This window comes from Pigmentiphaga sp. YJ18 (genome assembly GCF_038066655.1).
GTDB lineage: Bacteria > Pseudomonadota > Gammaproteobacteria > Burkholderiales > Burkholderiaceae_B > Pigmentiphaga.
This window is the reverse complement of sequence record NZ_JBBUKU010000004.1, coordinates 218,650-234,711: the sequence shown is the minus strand read 5'-3', so window position 1 is coordinate 234,711 and position 16,062 is coordinate 218,650. Positions and strand designations below refer to the sequence as shown.

Genomic DNA, 16,062 nt, shown 5'->3' with positions numbered 1-16,062 from the left:
TCAGGAAGCATCAATGCGTCTAATCTTGCTCGGAGCGCCCGGCGCCGGCAAAGGCACCCAGGCCGCGTTCCTCAAGGACCGCTACGGCATTCCCCAGATATCCACCGGCGACATGCTGCGGGCCGCAGTCAAGGCCGGCACGCCCCTGGGCATCGAAGCCAAGAAAGTCATGGATGCCGGCGGACTGGTCTCCGACGACATCATCATCGGCCTCGTCCAGGACAGGCTGAAGGAAGCGGACTGCGCCAACGGCTACCTGTTCGACGGATTTCCCCGCACGATTCCCCAGGCCGAGGCGCTGCGCTCGGCCGGCGTGTCGCTGGATTTCGTGGTCGAGGTGGACGTCCCCGAGGAAGAGATCATCGAACGCATGAGCGGCCGCCGCGTGCACCTGGCCAGCGGCCGCACCTACCACCTGCGCTTCAATCCGCCCAAGAACGCCGGCGTCGACGACGTCACGGGCGAACCGCTCGTCCAGCGCGACGACGACAAGGAAGAGACCGTGCGCAAGCGTCTCGAGGTCTATCGCCAGCAGACCCGGCCGCTGGTCGACTATTACTCGCAGTGGGCCGCCGAAGGCGATGCGAAGGCGCCCCGCTATCGCAAGATCTCCGGTGTCGGCTCGGTCGACGAGATCAAGACCCGCCTGTTCGATGCGTTGAAATAAAGCCCCCCCGTACGCGCTTACGCGCGCCCCCCAGGGGGCGAAACCGGCGGACTGGCAAAGCCAGATCCGCGGTTTCCCCGGTCTGGGTGGAGGTGGGGTTGGGTCGGGTGCGGTAACTGCTTCACTGTTTTTGTTTGCTCGGTAGTTTTTGAAACTTTCGTAGTTGAACAAAAGGAGGAGTTGCATGGCAACCGGTCTGTCCTTTGCGCTCGTATGCGGCCTTCTGGCCGTCGCGTTCGGCGCGATTTCCACCTTCTGGATTCTCAAGCAGGAAAGCGGGAACACCCGCATGGTGGAAATCGCGACGGCCGTGCAGCAGGGCGCTCAAGCCTATCTCGCCCGTCAGTACACGACCATCGCCATCGTCGGCGTGGTGCTGTTCATCGTCATCGGCCTCGTGCCCGGCCTGGGTTGGCCGTGCGCACTGGGCTTCGCAGTGGGCGCCGTGCTTTCCGGCGCCGCGGGCTTCATAGGCATGAACGTCTCGGTGCGCGCCAACGTGCGTACCGCCCAGGCTGCCACGCGGGGCTTGAACGAAGCCCTGACCGTCGCCTTCCGCGGCGGCGCCATCACCGGCATGCTGGTGGTGGGGCTGGGGCTGACCGGCATCACCGTGCTGCTGTGGGTATTGCTGGGCACCAACCTGTCGGGCGCCGATGGCGCCGGGCTGCACGAGCAGTTGCAGCCGCTGATCGGCCTGGCCTTCGGCTCGTCGCTGATTTCCATCTTCGCCCGGCTGGGCGGCGGCATCTTCACCAAAGGCGCCGACGTGGGCGCCGACCTGGTGGGCAAGGTCGAGGCCGGCATCCCTGAGGACGATCCGCGCAACCCCGCCGTCATCGCCGACAACGTCGGCGACAACGTGGGAGACTGCGCCGGCATGGCGGCCGACCTGTTCGAGACCTATGCCGTCACCATCGTCGCCACCATGCTGCTGGGGTCGCTGGTGATCGAGGTGGCGCCGCTGCAGGCGGTCATCTACCCGCTGGTCCTGGGCGGCTTCTCCATCATCGCGTCCATCCTCGGCTGCATGGCGGTCAAGGCCAGCCCCGGCAAGCGCATCATGAGCGCGCTGTACCGCGGCCTCGCGGTGGCAGGCATCCTGGCGCTGGTGGCGTTCTATCCGCTGACGGCCTGGGTCTTCGCCGGCACCCCGCTGGACGACGGCAACAGCCTGGGCCGGCTCTACGGCTGCACCGTGGTGGGCCTGGTGCTGACCGGCCTGATCGTCTGGATCACCGAGTACTACACGGGCACCGAATACAAGCCGGTGCGCTACGTGGCGCAGGCCTCGACCACCGGACACGGCACCAACATCATCGCCGGCCTCGCGGTCTCGATGAAATCCACCGCCGCGCCCGTGATCCTGGTCTGCCTGGCCATCTACGGCGCCTACACGCTGGCGGGCCTGTACGGCATCGCCGTCGCGGCCACCGCCATGCTGTCCATGGCCGGCATCATCGTCGCGCTGGACGCCTACGGCCCCATCACCGACAACGCCGGCGGCATCGCCGAAATGGCGCAGATGCCCGAATCGGTGCGCAACATCACCGATCCGCTGGACGCGGTGGGCAACACCACCAAGGCGGTCACCAAGGGCTATGCCATCGGCTCGGCCGGCCTGGCCGCGCTGGTGCTGTTCGCCGACTTCACCCACGCGCTCGACCACCTCGGCAAGAACGTCGACTTCTCGCTGGCCGAGCCGGCCGTCATCATCGGCCTGTTCGTGGGCGGCCTCATCCCCTTCCTGTTCGCGGCGATGGCCATGGAGGCCGTGGGCCGCGCCGCGGGATCGGTGGTGGTGGAGGTCCGGCGCCAGTTCACCGAGATCCCCGGCATCATGGAAGGCACCGGCAAGCCCGAGTACGGCAAGGCCGTGGACATGCTGACCAAGGCCGCCATCAAGGAAATGATGGTGCCCTCGGCGCTGCCCGTGGTGGTGCCCATCGTGCTGGCCCTGGTCATCGGCGTGCTGATGGGCGGCGAATCGGCGCGCATGGCGGTGGGCGGCATGCTGATGGGCGCCATCGTGACCGGGCTGTTCGTCGCCATATCCATGTGCACGGGCGGCGGCGCCTGGGACAACGCCAAGAAATACATCGAGGAAGGCCACCACGGCGGCAAGGGCTCCGAGGCCCACAAGGCCGCCGTCACCGGCGACACCGTGGGCGACCCCTACAAGGACACGGCCGGCCCCGCGGTGAACCCGCTGATCAAGATCGTCAACATCGTCGCGCTGCTGCTGGTGCCGCTGCTCTAGCGGCCGGGCGCGGTGGCGGCGCCCGGGCCCCTCAGGCCCGGACCGCCGCCATCACCGTATTGCGCAGGCTTCCCACCTTCTCGATCTCGCATTCGACGACATCGCCCGGCCGCAGGTAGCGGCCGTCGGCCACCCCGCAGCCCGCGGGCGTGCCGGTGGCGATGACGTCGCCCGGCCGCAGCGTCATCGCGCGCGAAATGTGCGCGACCAGCGCCGGAATCTTGAAGATCATCTGCTCGGTGGACGCATCCTGCCGGATTTCGCCGTTGACCCGGCACTGAATGCGCAGCGGATACGGCCGGGGAATGTCCCGTGCCAGCGCGATGACCGGCCCCAGCGGGCAGGAACGATCCAGGCTCTTGCCCTGTATCCAGTTCTGGCCATAGCGGCCGGTCAGGGTGGGCGCCGCCTCGTTGGCCTGCAGCTCGCGGTAGCTCACGTCGTTGCAGACGGTATAGCCCGCCACGTGGTCGTAGGCGTCCGCTTCGGCGATGTCGCGCCCTTCCCGGCCGATCACGACCGCCAGTTCCGCCTCGTAGTCCATCTTGCGCGAGAAATCGTGGCCGCCGATGGGGTCGCCGGGGGCCACCACCGTGCCGGGCAGCTTGGTGAAGAAGAACGGCTGCTCGGGCGGCGTCAGCTTGCCCTCGGCGCCATGGTCGAAATAGTTGACGACGTGCGCGAGGATCTTCGATCCCGCTTCGATGGGCGCCAGCAGGCGCACCGACTCCAGCGCAACGGCGGGACCGGACGCGGCCAGGCCGGCGGCCGCGTCGCGGGCCATGTCGCCCGCCGCCAGGAACAGCCGCAGGTCGTGGAACAGCGGCGCCATCCATTCGCGACCCGCCGCATGGGCGGCCAGCGCCAGGTCGACCACGCGATCGCCCTCGATCGCGCACACGTGCGCTCCGGCCACGGTGGCCATGCGTCCTATCTTCATCTTCACTCCTCGCTTGGTGTCAGAATCCCGCCATGTCCTTCATCACGGCGTACAGGCCGGGCTGGCGCTCGAAACCTATGCCCGGCGACTGCGGCAGCGTGGCCTGCCCATCGGCGATGGCGACCTCCTGGCCAAAACCGCTGAAGATGCCGAACGTGTCCGGGTAGGACTCGCATCCCCCCAGCCCCAGGCCGCCGACCAGGTGCAGGCACATCAGGTTGCCGCCGTGGGGATACATCGCGGAGCGGGCGAAGCCATGCCTGCCGGCGACCGCCAGCACGTTCAGGTATTCGGTGATGCCGAAGGACAGCGGCGGATCGAGCTGGATGATGTCGCGATCCGCGCGAAAGCCCGCATAGGACAGGAAATGGTCCAGCTCCTTGCCGCAGGCCATGTTCTCGCCGGTGGCCAGCGGCCCCTCGTAGGCGCGGGCCAGGTCGGCGTAGATGCCGTACTCCAGGAAATCGCAGGGTTCTTCGTACCAGCGCAGGCCGTAGGGCGCGATGGCCCGCGCATAGTCCAGCGCTGTGTCGCGGCCGAACGCGCAACTCGCGTCCACGGCCAGGGCCCGGCCGTCGCCCATCTCGCTCAGCACCGCCTCGATGCGCCGGCAGTCCTCGGCCACGGACAGGCCCCCTATCTTCATCTTCACCATCCGGTAGCCGGCGTCGCGGTACCGGATCATCTCGTCCTTCAGGTCGCGCGCGTTCTGTCCCGGAAAGTACCAGCCGCCGCCGACGTACACCGGCGCGTGCGTGCGCGCCCGGCCGCCGCCGTGGCGCTCGGCCAGCACGGCGTGCAGCGGCTTGCCTTCGACCTTGGCCACCAGGTCCCACACGGCCACGTCCACCGTGCCCATGGGAATGGCGCGCTCCGCGTAGCCGCCGCGCCGCTCCCGCCGCTGCCCGCAGGCCAGGATCGCCGCGGGGTCGAAATTGCGTCCCGTCGCATCCAGCAGGCTGTCGGGATCGGCCCCCACGATGCGCGGCGCGATCCGGTCGCGGATCTGCTCGCCGCAGGCATAGCGGCCAAAGGAATTGAACGCGAAACCCACCAGCGGCCGCCCGTCGCGGATCACGTCCGACACCACCGCCACCACCGTGGCGGTCATCTGGCTGAAGTCGGAGCGGGCATTGGACAAGCGCGATTCCAGCGCGACCGTGCGCTCGATGATCTGGACGATACGCATCAGTTCACCGTCGCGCCGGAAGCCTTCACCGCGGCGGCGAACTTGGCCATCTGTTCGCGCACGAAATCCACGCTGCGCGGATACGGCACGACCGTGCGCTCGAACGAACTCTCGGCCAGCTTGGCCTGCATGTCCGGCCCGTCCATGGCCTGCCCGATGGCGGCCACCAGCTTGTCGTGGACGGCGGCGGGCAGGCCCTTGGGCGCGGCCACCACCCACAGCGACACGGCATCGACGCCCGGATAGCCCGCCTCGGCGAAGGACGGGGTGTCGGGGAACATCGGCGAGCGTTTGCCGCCGGTGACCGCGATCGGCGCCAACACGCCGCTCTTGACCTGCGGTGCGACCAGCGCCGGCAGGTTGAACATCATGTCGACCTGCCCGCCCAGGAGATCGGCGATCGCCGGCCCCGCCCCCTTGTAGGGCACGTGCAGCAGCTTGATGCCCGCTGCCGTCTTGAAGGTCTCGCCGTGCAGATGGACGACCGTGCCCGCGCCGGCGGACGCGAAGCTTAGCTGGTCGGGCCTGGCCTTGGCCTCGGCCACCAGTTCCTGCAGCGTCCGCGCCTTGACCCGCTTGGCGTTGACCACCAGCACGCCGGTCGCGGTAGCGACCACCGACAGAAAATCGAAGTCCTTCAGGCTGTCATAGGGCAGCTTGGCGTACAGGCTGGGATTGATGGCGAAGGCAGTGTCCAGCAGGCCGATGGTGTAGCCATCCGGCTGCGCCCGCGCCACCGTGGCGGTGCCTATCGTGCTGCCTGCGCCGCCCTGGTTCTCGACGAACACCTGCTGGCCCAGCGCGGTACTCAGCCGCTGCGCGAACTGGCGGCCCAGCAGGTCGGTGCTGCCGCCCACGACATAAGGCACCACCATGCGGACCGCACGGGACGGATAGTCCGCATCGGCCGCGGCGGCGGCTCCCAGCGCGCATGCCCACAGGCACGCGGCAAATCCCAGACGGCGTAACGGTCGATGCATGGCGCCCCTCCCTTTTTCCGGTGCTGAAAAGTATAGGAAGCGCGGCCGCCGCCGGCCATGGACGGGATTGGCGACTATTTGGACAAATCACGTCCGTGCGTGGCCTCGCCCCGCTGGGCCGGGTTCTCGCGGCCGCCGGCCTGGCCGCGGTAGGCGCTGGGCGTCACGCCGCGCAACTGGCGGAAACGCCGGGCGAAGTAGGCCTCGTCGGGAAAGCCCACGCTGGCCGCGATCTCGGCGATCGGGCGCGGCGACCCCGCCAGCATCCGGCACGCGAGGTCCATGCGCTGGTCGGCCAGGATCTCGGTGAAGGTCCTGCCGGTCTCCCGCTTGAGCAGGTGCGCCAGGTAGTGGGTCGACAGATAGGCGGCGGCCGCCGCGTCCGCCAGCGTGATGGGCTCGGCCAGGTGCTCGCGCATGAAGCGGCTCACGCGCGCCAGCGATGCCCGGCGGCTGCCCTGCAGCATCGAGGTCCGGGCCAGGGCCTGGAGATCGTCCTGGTGCCGGCGGCACACCAGGCCGATCAGGCGGAACAGGTCGGCGCGGATGAACTCGGCGGCATAGAAACCGCCCCCGCCGTGCTCGGCCTGCATGCGCAGGCACAAGCGGCGCACCTCGGCCAGTTCGTCGGCGCCGAGTTCGAAATCCAGGTGTTCCTGGTACAGGAAGGGCGCGAGTTCGGGCATCTCGTCGACGGCAACGTCCTCCAATTCCAGCAGGTCGATGCGCGACTCCGGCCGCAGGAAATCGCGACGGAAATTGATGACGAAGAACTCCGCCGGTTCGACGTGCCGGATGCAATGCACGCGCAGCGGCATGATGAAGCTGAGCGTGCCCGGCAGGATGGGCCGGACCGTCGCGCCCAGCACATGCTCGGTGCGGCCTGCCAGGTTCACATAGATCTGGAAATACTCGTGCTTGTGCAGCGGCGGCTGCCCGACCGAGGTGGCCTGGTCGCGGATCCAGAACGCGGTATGCGGAAGGTATTCGCTGGTGCGGTTGATCGGCGCCTCAGGCATCGCGTCGGTGCTCCCGGTTGCCGGCGCGGGCTATTCCCTGGGCGGGGCCGTGCGGCGCCGGAAGTCGCGCAGCCGGAAGCCCAGCAGGAACAACACGCCGAAATAGACCACGGCGGCGCCGCCTATCACGCCCAGCAGCAACGCCACCCGCAGCCAGGCGTGGGCCTGCAGCCCCAGCCAGTCCACGCGCTGCTCGGCCAGCCACAGCGTCAGGCCCATGGCCGCCAGCGCCGCCACCAGCCTGGCCAGGAAGCCGCCCCACCCGGCCGCCGGCCGGTAGACGCCGCGGCGGCGCAGTCCGGTCAGCAGGGCCAGCGCGTTGATGCAGGCCCCCAGGCCGATGGACAGCGCCAGCCCGGCATGATGCAGCCACGGCACGAACACCAGGTTCAGGCATTGCGTGGCCACCAGCACCACCAGCGCGATCTTGACCGGCGTGCGGATATCTTGCCTGGCGTAGAAGCCGGGCGCCAGGATTTTCACGGACAGGAGCCCGATCAGGCCCACCGCGTAAGCCACCACCGCCATCCGGGTCTGGGAGACGTCGGCGGCGGTGAAGGCGCCGTAGTGGAACAGCGTGCTGACCAGGGCCTCGGACATCAGCGCCATCCCCACGCAGGCGGGCAGGCCCAGCAGCAGCGTCAGGCGCAGCCCCCAGTCCAGCAGCGCGCTGTATTCCTCGGCGTGGCCGGCGGCATGCGCCTGCGACAGGTTGGGCAGCAGCACGGTACTGAGCGCGATGCCCAGCAGCGCGGTCGGGAATTCCATCAGCCGGTCGGCGAAGGACAGCCAGGTGACGCTGCCCGGCGCCAGCCAGGTCGCGATGTTGGTGTTGATCAGCAGCGATACCTGGGCCACCGAGACGCCCACGATGGCCGGCAGCATCTGCCGCAGGATGCGCCGCACGTAGGGGTCCGCCCAGGCCGCGCGCAGCCCGAGCCCGATGCGGGGGCACAGGCCCAGCCGCGCCAGGGCGGCGAACTGCACCGCCAGTTGCGCCACCCCGCCGGCCATCACGCCCACCGCCAGGGCGTAAAGCGGCACCTCCAGGTGTGGGGCCAGCCACAGGCTGGCGGCGATCATGGACAGGTTCAGCAGCACCGGGGTGAACGCCGGCACGCCGAAATGCCGCCAGGTATTGAGCACGCCCGAGGCAAAGGCCACCAGGGACATGCACAATATGTAGGGGAACATGACGCGGGTCATCCAGACCGCCGCCTGGAAATCGGCCGCGCGCTCCGCGCCCCGCAGCCCGCTGCCCATCGCGCTGACCACCCAGGGCGCCGCGATCACGCCGACCGCGGTCACCGCCATCAGCGCGAAGGTCAGCAGCGAGGCGACGTGGTCCAGCAGGCGGCGGGTGTCCTCGGGTGCATGCCGGTTCCGGGCCTCCCCCAGGATGGGCACGAAGGCCTGCGAGAACGCGCCCTCGGCGAACAGCCGCCGCAGCAGGTTGGGAATGCGGAAGGCCACCCAGAACGCATCGGTCAGGCTGCCGGCGCCGAAGGCCCGGGCGATCAGTACGTCGCGCACGAGGCCGGTAATGCGGGACAACAGGGTATAACTACTGATGGTGGCCGCGGCGCGCAGCAAATTCATGGATGACCTTGTACGCGGGGCGCCGCGCGAGTATGGTTGCCTTGCTCGTGGTTTTACGGGGACCCGGCCACGAAGCATTTGATTTTACGGCCATTTGGGGCTATAGTCTCTGGCTTTGCGAAGCTCCTGCCGCCGCGTATAGCATATATAGCAAGTCGTGACTTCGCCCTACCAGATACGGAATTTTCATGGCTAATACCGCCCAAGCACGCAAGCGCGCCCGCCAAGCAGTGGTCCGCAACAAGCACAACTCCAGCCTGCGTTCGATGCTGCGCACGTCGATCAAGCGCGTGCGCCAGGCCGTCGAAGCCGGCGACAAGACCGCCGCCACGGAAGTGCTGCAGAAAGCCACCAGCGTCATCGACCGCGTCGCGGACAAGAAGATCATTCACAAGAACAAGGCCGCTCGCCACAAGAGCCGCCTGGCCGCCGCCGTCAAGGCCCTGGCCTGATCTGATTCCGCTGCGCGGCCTGGCGCCGCGCGCGAGCAACGAAAGCCAGCTTGGCAGGATACCCTCCCGCCAAGCTGGCTTTCGTTCGTCCATACATTTCATGACAAGAGCCCGCCCCAACCCGGGGATCAGGCTAGATCAGCCCTTCAAGGCTGCTTCGGCTTGCCCGGCGCGTCGGGAATCAGGCAGGCCTCGACCGTGCGCAAATCGTTGTCGCGCGCGAAATCGTTGACGAACTGCCAGGCCAGGGGCTCGAGCGCCCGCAGCCGCTCGTCGACCACCACGCATTTGACGCCGTCGATGAAGGTGGGCACAACATAGGGGGAATAGGTAAAGGGGCTCGCCACGCTCCCCTTGGGCCGAAAGGGCGACATGACCCCGGCCAGGCGCTCGGCCCAATCGCTGGGGCGGAACTTGCTGCCACCGGAAGTGATACCCTGGATAATGAACTGCCTGACGCTTTCAGCCATCGTCGTTGTCTGCGGAAGGAGTCCGCGGTGAGGGGTCTCGTGAACCCGTTGGATCTTGAGCCCGGCCTGTCGCACACAGGCGCTGCATGCGCCGGCCGGACCGCCCCGCGCGGCGGCGCGGGACTCGACACGGGCCAGGCAAGACCCGATAGGGCCCGGCAGGACTCGCGACGGGCGGGGTTACGCCCCGCCAGAGAAGCTCGGCATTGTAGCCTATCGACCCACCCGGCCTCCACCCTCACGCTGAACGGCGCGAAAGCGCACGGCACGATTTCCGTCACCCCCAAACCATGACCGCCCACACCACCAAAACCCTCTTTCTTCCCGGTGCCGGAGGAAGCGCCTCGTTCTGGAAACCGGTCGCCGACCGCCTCGGGCGGGACGGGACCCTGCTGGCATGGCCGGGACTGGGAAACGAGCCCGCCCACCCCGACGTGAACGGGATCGACGACCTCGTGCACCTGGCGTTGCGCCACATGACCGAACCGGTCGACATCGTCGCGCAATCCATGGGCGGCCTGGTCGCGATCCGCCTGGCGCTCGCGGCGCCCTCCCGGGTCAACCGCCTGGTTCTGGCCGCCACCTCGGGCGGCATCCCTGTCGCGGACCTTGGCGGAGCCGATTGGCGCACCGACTATTTCCTGGCCTACCCCGGGGCGGCCCGATGGATCGCCGACCCACCGGAGGACCTGTCGGCGCACATCCCGTCGATCGCGGCCCCCACCCTCCTGCTCTGGGGCGACCGGGATCCCGTCAGCCCCCTGGCCGTCGGGCAGCGCCTGGCCTCGCTGCTCCGCCATGCACGGCTGCAGGTCGTTCCCGGCGGAAATCACGATCTGGCGCAGACTCACGCCACCTTCGTCGCCGACGCGATCGCGCACCATCTGGCCCCCGCCGCCTGTAACAATGCCTCGGGTATCATTGATCCTTTCCGCGAAACGAGCCGATGAGTCGATGGCCCGCGGCGCCATGGCGCCGCCCGCCGATTCGGCAACTCTCTGTCAGAGGCGTCGTATGAACGCAACTCCCCAGCAAAACTCGAAGACCAATCCTCCCCTGCGCCATTTCCTCCAGTTCAACGACCTCACGCGCGAGGAAATCGAATACCTGTTCAGCCGCGCCGCGCTGATCAAGCGCAAGTTCAAGAACTACGAGCCGCATTTCACCCTGAGCGACCGCACCCTCGCCATGGTGTTCGAGAAGGCCAGCACCCGCACCCGTGTATCGTTCGAAGCCGGCATGTACCAGATGGGCGGCTCGGTCATCCACCTGACCACGGGTGATTCCCAGCTCGGCCGCTCCGAGCCGGTCGAGGATTCGGCGCAGGTCATCTCCCGTATGGTCGACCTGGTCATGATCCGCACCTTCGAACAGACCAAGATCGAGCGCTTCGCCGCCTATTCGCGCGTGCCCATCATCAACGGCCTGACCAACGAGTTCCACCCCTGCCAGATCCTGGCGGACATCTTCACCTACATCGAGCATTGCGGCTCGATCCAGGGCAAGACCGTAGCCTGGGTGGGCGACTCCAACAACATGTGCAACACCTGGCTGCAGGCGGCCGAGCTGCTGGACTTCAACCTCCACGTCTCGACCCCGCCCGGCTACGAACTCGAGCCCGAACGCGCGGGCGTCATCGACGCCGAGCGGCTCAAGCAGTTCGCCGATCCCATGGAAGCCTGCAAGGGCGCCCACCTGGTCACTACCGACGTCTGGACCAGCATGGGTTTCGAGGCCGAGAACGAGGAACGCCGCGCCGCCTTCGCCGACTGGTGCGTCGACGGCGACATGATGGCCGTGGCCGACCCCGGCGCGGTCTTCATGCACTGCCTGCCCGCCCACCGCGGTGAGGAAGTCACGGCCGACGTCATCGACGGCCCCCAGAGCGTGGTCTGGGACGAAGCCGAGAACCGCATGCACGTCCAGAAGGCCCTGATGGAATTTCTCCTTCTAGGCCGGCTATAGCCCCCCCTACGCGCTTACGCGCGCCCCCAGGGGCGATGCGGGTGGACCGGCGGAGCCGGATCCACCGCATCCTGGGTCTAGTACCGGCTCTTTGGGTTGCGCACCCAGGCTTCGCTGGCTGCCAGCGGTAGCAACGGTGTGGCGTACCAAGAAACAGGCACTAGGCCCAGGGCGCCGCGGATCCGGCTTTGCCGGTCCGCCAGCGCCGCCCCCTTGAGGGGGCCCGCGAAGCGGGTAGGGGGTGGTACAATCACAGATCGTCCCTGTTAGGCCGGGGGGCGATTGCACGATCCCGCGCATATGGCACGGAGCGCCCCCTGGGTGCGCCCCCATATCCGGTGACCTGACCGGCCAGAAAGCTGCACCGCCCAAGCGCGGGCCGTCCATGCCCTGGGAACATCAATGAGCGAAGTAAAGAAGGTCGTACTTGCCTACTCGGGCGGTCTTGACACATCCGTGATCCTGAAATGGCTTCAGGACACGTATCAGTGCGAAATCGTCACTTTCACCGCCGACATCGGCCAGGGTGAAGAGCTCGAACCGGCACGCGCCAAGGCCCTGAAGTTCGGCATCAAGCCGGAAAACATCTACATCGACGACCTGCGCGAGGAATTCGTCCGCGACTTCGTCTTCCCGATGTTCCGCGCCAACACCATCTACGAAGGCGAGTACCTGCTGGGCACCTCCATCGCCCGCCCGCTGATCGCCAAGCGCCAGATCGAGATCGCGCGCGAGGTCAAGGCCGACTCGGTCTCCCATGGCGCCACCGGCAAAGGCAACGACCAGGTCCGCTTCGAGCTGGGCTACTACGCGCTGGAACCGGGCATCAAGGTCGTCGCCCCGTGGCGCGAATGGGACCTGCTCTCGCGCGAGAAGCTGCTGGCCTACGCCGAGAAGGCGGGCATCCCCATCGAGATGAAGCACAAGCAGGGCGGCGCGCCCTACTCGATGGACGCCAACCTGCTGCACATCAGCTACGAAGGCCGCCACCTGGAAGACCCCAAGGCCGAGGCCGAGGAATCCATGTGGCGCTGGACCGTGGCCCCGGAAGCCGCGCCCGATGCCCCCGAATACCTGGACGTCGAATTCGAGCACGGCGACATCGTCGCCCTGAACGGCAAGCGCATGACGCCCGCCGAAGTGCTGACCGAGCTGAACACGCTGGGCGGCAAGCACGGCATCGGACGCCTGGACCTGGTGGAAAACCGCTACGTCGGCATGAAGTCCCGCGGCTGCTACGAAACTCCGGGGGGCACGATCATGCTGCGCGCCCACCGCGCCATTGAATCCATCACGCTGGACCGCGAAGTCGCCCACCTCAAGGACGACCTGATGCCGCGCTACGCCAGCCTGATCTACAACGGCTACTGGTGGAGCCCCGAGCGCAAGGCGCTGCAGGTGCTGATCGACCATACCCAGCAGGCCGTGAACGGATGGGTGCGCCTGAAGCTGTACAAGGGCAACGTCTACACCATCGCCCGCGACTCGAAGAACACGCTGTTCGACCAGACCATCGCGACCTTCGACGACGACGGCGGCGCCTACGACCAGGCGGATGCCGGCGGCTTCATCAAGCTGAACGCCCTGCGCATGCGCATCGCGGAAAACGCCCGTCGCAAGCGCGGATGAACCAACCGTCCGAACCTGTGCCCAGCACCAGCCCGAAGACGGGCTGGCGTTGACTTACCGTCGGCGGCCCTCGGGCCGCCGATTTGTTTTTCGAGCGCCATGAACGAGAACACCCAACCTCCGCTGCTCATCATCCAGACCGGGCTCCCGCCCGAACCGGTGTCCAACCGGCACGGCACCTTCAGCTGCATGATCCGCGAAGCGGCCGGGCTGCGCGCCGGGGACATCGAGATCGTGGCCGTGCATCAGGGGGCCCAACTGCGCCCGCCCTCGAGCTATCGCGCAGCCATCATCACCGGCTCGCCCGCCATGGTCACCGACCTGGCCGACTGGAGCGAACGCACGGCCGACTGGATACGGCGGGCGGTGGACCTGGGCCTGCCCATCCTGGGCATCTGCTACGGACACCAGTTGCTGGCCCACGCGCTGGGCGGCCGGGTCGATTTCCATCCACGCGGCCGTGAAGTGGGTACCCAGACGGTCGAACTGCTGCCCGCCGCCGGCGACGTTCCCCTGCTGGCGGGGCTGCCCTCGCACTTTCCGGCGCACCTGATCCACCAGCAGAGCGTGATGGAGGTACCGGCCGGCGCCACCGTGCTCGCGCGCTCCGACCACGACGCGCACCAGATCGTGCAATACGGCGATGGCGTGATTTCCAGCCAGTACCATCCGGAGTTCTGCCCCGACATCATGGGGACCTATCTCACGCATTTCGGCCCCAGGCTGGGCGAGGAAGGCTTCGACGTCCAGGCGCTGAGCACCCGCCTGCGGCCCGCGCCCGAGGCCCGCGAACTGCTGCTGCGCTTCGTCCGGCAGCACGCCGCGATGCGGGAAGCCGCCTAGGAATCGATGCCCGGCACCACGACCGGCTCGATCTCCAGCTCCAGGCCGTAGCGTTCGCGCACGTCGTGCCGCACGGCCTGCGCCAGCGCCAGCACGTCGCCCGATTGCGCGCCGCCATGATTGACCAGCACCAGCGCCTGGCGCTCGTGCACGCCCACCGGCCCCATGCGGCGCCCCTTCCAGCCGCATTGGTCGATCAGCCACCCGGCGGCCAGCTTGTAGCCGCCGTCCTCTTGCGGATACGCCACCATGCCGGGAAAACGGGCATGCAGCCGCTCGTATTGCGCGGCCGGCACCACCGGATTCTTGAAGAAACTGCCAGCATTGCCCAGCACCGCAGGATCCGGCAGCTTGGCGCGCCGGATCGCGCAGACCGCCTCGTAGACATCGCGCGCCGTGGGCGAGCCCGCCAGGCTCTCGTGCCGCCGCAGATCGGGATAGTCCAGCACGGGCGTCCATTGCCGGGGCAGGCGCAGCCGCACGGCGGTGATGACCCAGCGTCCGGGTTCGCGCTTGAAGACGCTGTCCCGATAGGCGAAGGCGCATTGCGCCGCGTCCATCTCCACCCAGGCGTCGCGTAGCAGATCGTAGGCCGTCAGCCCCGCGAAGCGGTCGCGCAGTTCGACACCATAGGCACCTATGTTCTGGACCGGCGCCGCGCCGACCGTGCCGGGAATGAGCGCGAGGTTTTCCAGCCCGCCCCAGCCCTGCCCGACACAATAGGTAACCAAGTCGTGCCAGATTTCGCCCGCCGCGGCTTCGACCACGCGAGCCTGGCCATCCTCGCCCACCAGCCGGATGCCACGCAGCGCCATCCGCGCCACCAGGCCGCACACCCGGGGCGGCAGGACCAGGTTGCTGCCCCCGCCCAGCACCAGCACCCCCGCCTCGCGGGAACGCGCCAGGCGGGCCAGCGCCGGCAGGTCGTCGCGGCCGCGCAGCGTGACGCAGGCGGGTGCCGAACTGGCCAGCCCCAGGGTGTTGAGAGACGAAAGATCGCAGGCACCGGGCACGAGGCCCGTGCGAGCGCCGGAATCAGGAGCGACAGCCAATCTGGGCACCAGGCAGGACGAACAAGGACGGCGGGACGGATTTCCCGCAGCCCCGCCATCTTACTTGACTACAATTCCCCTATTCCAAGATAGGCCGCAAGCCGCATGCAAGGAGCTCACCCATGCCTACATTCGATGTCGTCTGCAAACCCAATCTGGTCGAACTGCGCAATGCCGTCGAGCAGACCAACAAGGAAATCACCACCCGCTTCGACTTCAAGGGTTCGGATGCCCGCGTCGAACAGACCGACAAGGAACTCACGGCCTATGCCGACAGCGACTTCCAGTTGAACCAGGTGCGTGACGTGCTGCTGAACAAGATGACCAAACGCAGCGTGGACGTGCGATTCCTCGATCACGGCAAGGTCGAGAAGATGGGCGGCGACAAGGTCAAGCAGGTGCTGACGGTGCGCAACGGCGTGCCCCAGGACGCCGCCAAGAAGATCGTGGCCCTGATCAAGAACAGCAAGATGAAGGTCCAGTCCAGCATCCAGGGCGACACCGTGCGCGTGCAGGGCGCCAAGCGCGATGACCTGCAAAGCGCCATCGCGCTGCTGAAGAAGGACGTGACCGACCTGCCCCTGGGCTTCGAGAACTTCAGGGACTGAGCGGTCCTGCTCGCGTAACGATCATGGACGCCCCGCCGGGACTCAAAGCACGGGGCGTTTGAACAGCATGGCGGGGTCGAGTTCGAGCGCCTTGGCCAGCTTCTCGATGTTGTCGACCGAGATGTTGACACGTGCCCGCTCGACCTGACTGACGAAGGTCCGGTCGAGGTGGGCGGCAAACCCGAGCTGCTCCTGCGACATCTTCTGCGCGACCCGGAACGCTCGTACGTTGTAGCCGAGGATCTCGCGCAGCGTCGTCAAGGACGCCGACGGATTGGGGGATCTCAGAGGTGCGGGCATTGACGCATACTCCCCACGACAGCGCGTTATATCTACCGCTTTTACATCACTTTTACTGGACGCGATTGCAACGCTTCGCAAAGCGCTTC

At 67.5% G+C, this 16,062-nt stretch carries 16 protein-coding genes; 8 read left to right on the top strand and 8 right to left on the bottom strand.

What is annotated here, in order from left to right; translation table 11 throughout:
- The first annotated feature begins 13 nt into the window (after positions 1 to 13).
- Together adk and WKR98_RS23540 are read left to right on the top strand one after the other, a co-directional pair.
- Positions 14 to 667, top strand: a complete 654-nt coding sequence (gene adk, locus WKR98_RS23545) for an adenylate kinase (protein ID WP_124690351.1) — start codon at positions 14 to 16, stop codon at positions 665 to 667.
- A 184-nt stretch (positions 668 to 851) separates the two neighbouring features.
- A complete protein-coding gene (locus WKR98_RS23540; RefSeq protein ID WP_124690352.1) occupies positions 852 to 2,927 on the top strand; it encodes a sodium-translocating pyrophosphatase in 2,076 nt (691 codons plus the stop codon).
- A 31-nt stretch (positions 2,928 to 2,958) separates the two neighbouring features.
- Here WKR98_RS23540 and WKR98_RS23535 read toward each other — a convergent pair whose 3' ends face one another.
- The 5 genes from WKR98_RS23535 to murJ all read right to left on the bottom strand — a co-directional run bounded on the left by WKR98_RS23535 (position 2,959) and on the right by murJ (position 8,654).
- Positions 2,959 to 3,867 (bottom strand): fumarylacetoacetate hydrolase family protein, encoded by a 909-nt coding sequence (locus tag WKR98_RS23535; RefSeq protein ID WP_341434830.1) that lies wholly within the window; start codon positions 3,865 to 3,867, stop codon positions 2,959 to 2,961.
- 19 nt (positions 3,868 to 3,886) lie between these two features.
- Complete coding sequence (locus tag WKR98_RS23530) at positions 3,887 to 5,056, bottom strand: enolase C-terminal domain-like protein (RefSeq protein ID WP_124690354.1); 1,170 nt, start codon at positions 5,054 to 5,056, stop codon at positions 3,887 to 3,889.
- Entirely contained in the window at positions 5,056 to 6,036 is a 981-nt protein-coding gene (locus WKR98_RS23525; RefSeq protein ID WP_124690355.1) for a Bug family tripartite tricarboxylate transporter substrate binding protein, read from the bottom strand. Before WKR98_RS23525 ends, WKR98_RS23530 begins: the two co-directional genes overlap by 1 nt.
- A gap of 74 nt (positions 6,037 to 6,110) precedes the next feature.
- Complete coding sequence (locus tag WKR98_RS23520) at positions 6,111 to 7,055, bottom strand: AraC family transcriptional regulator (RefSeq protein ID WP_124690356.1); 945 nt, start codon at positions 7,053 to 7,055, stop codon at positions 6,111 to 6,113.
- A 30-nt stretch (positions 7,056 to 7,085) separates the two neighbouring features.
- On the bottom strand, positions 7,086 to 8,654 hold the full coding sequence (murJ, locus tag WKR98_RS23515) for a murein biosynthesis integral membrane protein MurJ (protein WP_124690357.1): 1,569 nt from the start codon (positions 8,652 to 8,654) through the stop codon (positions 7,086 to 7,088).
- A 188-nt stretch (positions 8,655 to 8,842) separates the two neighbouring features.
- Here murJ and rpsT point away from each other — a divergent pair, with 188 nt between their 5' ends.
- Positions 8,843 to 9,106 carry a 30S ribosomal protein S20 gene (rpsT, locus tag WKR98_RS23510; protein ID WP_124690358.1) on the top strand — a complete coding sequence of 88 codons (264 nt, stop codon included), beginning with the start codon at positions 8,843 to 8,845 and terminating at the stop codon, positions 9,104 to 9,106.
- A gap of 146 nt (positions 9,107 to 9,252) precedes the next feature.
- On the opposite strand, the gene WKR98_RS23505 is transcribed toward rpsT, so the two are convergent.
- The gene (locus WKR98_RS23505) at positions 9,253 to 9,576 is read right to left on the bottom strand and encodes a DUF3579 domain-containing protein (RefSeq protein ID WP_124690359.1); all 324 of its coding nucleotides are present in this window, start codon (positions 9,574 to 9,576) and stop codon (positions 9,253 to 9,255) included.
- A 290-nt stretch (positions 9,577 to 9,866) separates the two neighbouring features.
- On the opposite strand from WKR98_RS23505, the gene WKR98_RS23500 reads away from it, so the two are divergent.
- The 4 genes from WKR98_RS23500 to WKR98_RS23485 all read left to right on the top strand — a co-directional run bounded on the left by WKR98_RS23500 (position 9,867) and on the right by WKR98_RS23485 (position 14,013).
- Positions 9,867 to 10,526, top strand: a complete 660-nt coding sequence (locus tag WKR98_RS23500) for an alpha/beta fold hydrolase (protein ID WP_124690360.1) — start codon at positions 9,867 to 9,869, stop codon at positions 10,524 to 10,526.
- A gap of 64 nt (positions 10,527 to 10,590) precedes the next feature.
- Positions 10,591 to 11,541 (top strand): ornithine carbamoyltransferase, encoded by a 951-nt coding sequence (gene argF, locus WKR98_RS23495; RefSeq protein ID WP_124690361.1) that lies wholly within the window; start codon positions 10,591 to 10,593, stop codon positions 11,539 to 11,541.
- Positions 11,542 to 11,943: 402 nt separating this feature from the next.
- Positions 11,944 to 13,170 (top strand): argininosuccinate synthase, encoded by a 1,227-nt coding sequence (locus WKR98_RS23490; protein ID WP_341434829.1) that lies wholly within the window; start codon positions 11,944 to 11,946, stop codon positions 13,168 to 13,170.
- A gap of 99 nt (positions 13,171 to 13,269) precedes the next feature.
- Positions 13,270 to 14,013, top strand: a complete 744-nt coding sequence (locus WKR98_RS23485) for a glutamine amidotransferase (RefSeq protein ID WP_341434828.1) — start codon at positions 13,270 to 13,272, stop codon at positions 14,011 to 14,013.
- Here WKR98_RS23485 and murB read toward each other — a convergent pair.
- The gene (gene murB, locus WKR98_RS23480; RefSeq protein ID WP_445936150.1) at positions 14,010 to 15,065 is read right to left on the bottom strand and encodes a UDP-N-acetylmuramate dehydrogenase; all 1,056 of its coding nucleotides are present in this window, start codon (positions 15,063 to 15,065) and stop codon (positions 14,010 to 14,012) included. The two genes, WKR98_RS23485 and murB, sit on opposite strands and share 4 nt — an antisense overlap.
- 122 nt (positions 15,066 to 15,187) lie before the next feature.
- On the opposite strand from murB, the gene WKR98_RS23475 reads away from it, so the two are divergent.
- Positions 15,188 to 15,673: a YajQ family cyclic di-GMP-binding protein gene (locus WKR98_RS23475; RefSeq protein ID WP_124690365.1), complete on the top strand. Its 486-nt coding sequence runs from the start codon at positions 15,188 to 15,190 to the stop codon at positions 15,671 to 15,673.
- 42 nt (positions 15,674 to 15,715) lie between these two features.
- Here WKR98_RS23475 and WKR98_RS23470 read toward each other — a convergent pair whose 3' ends face one another.
- Positions 15,716 to 15,973, bottom strand: coding sequence for a helix-turn-helix domain-containing protein (locus tag WKR98_RS23470; RefSeq protein ID WP_087780824.1), 258 nt, complete (start codon positions 15,971 to 15,973; stop codon positions 15,716 to 15,718).
- Positions 15,974 to 16,062: the final 89 nt, after the last annotated feature.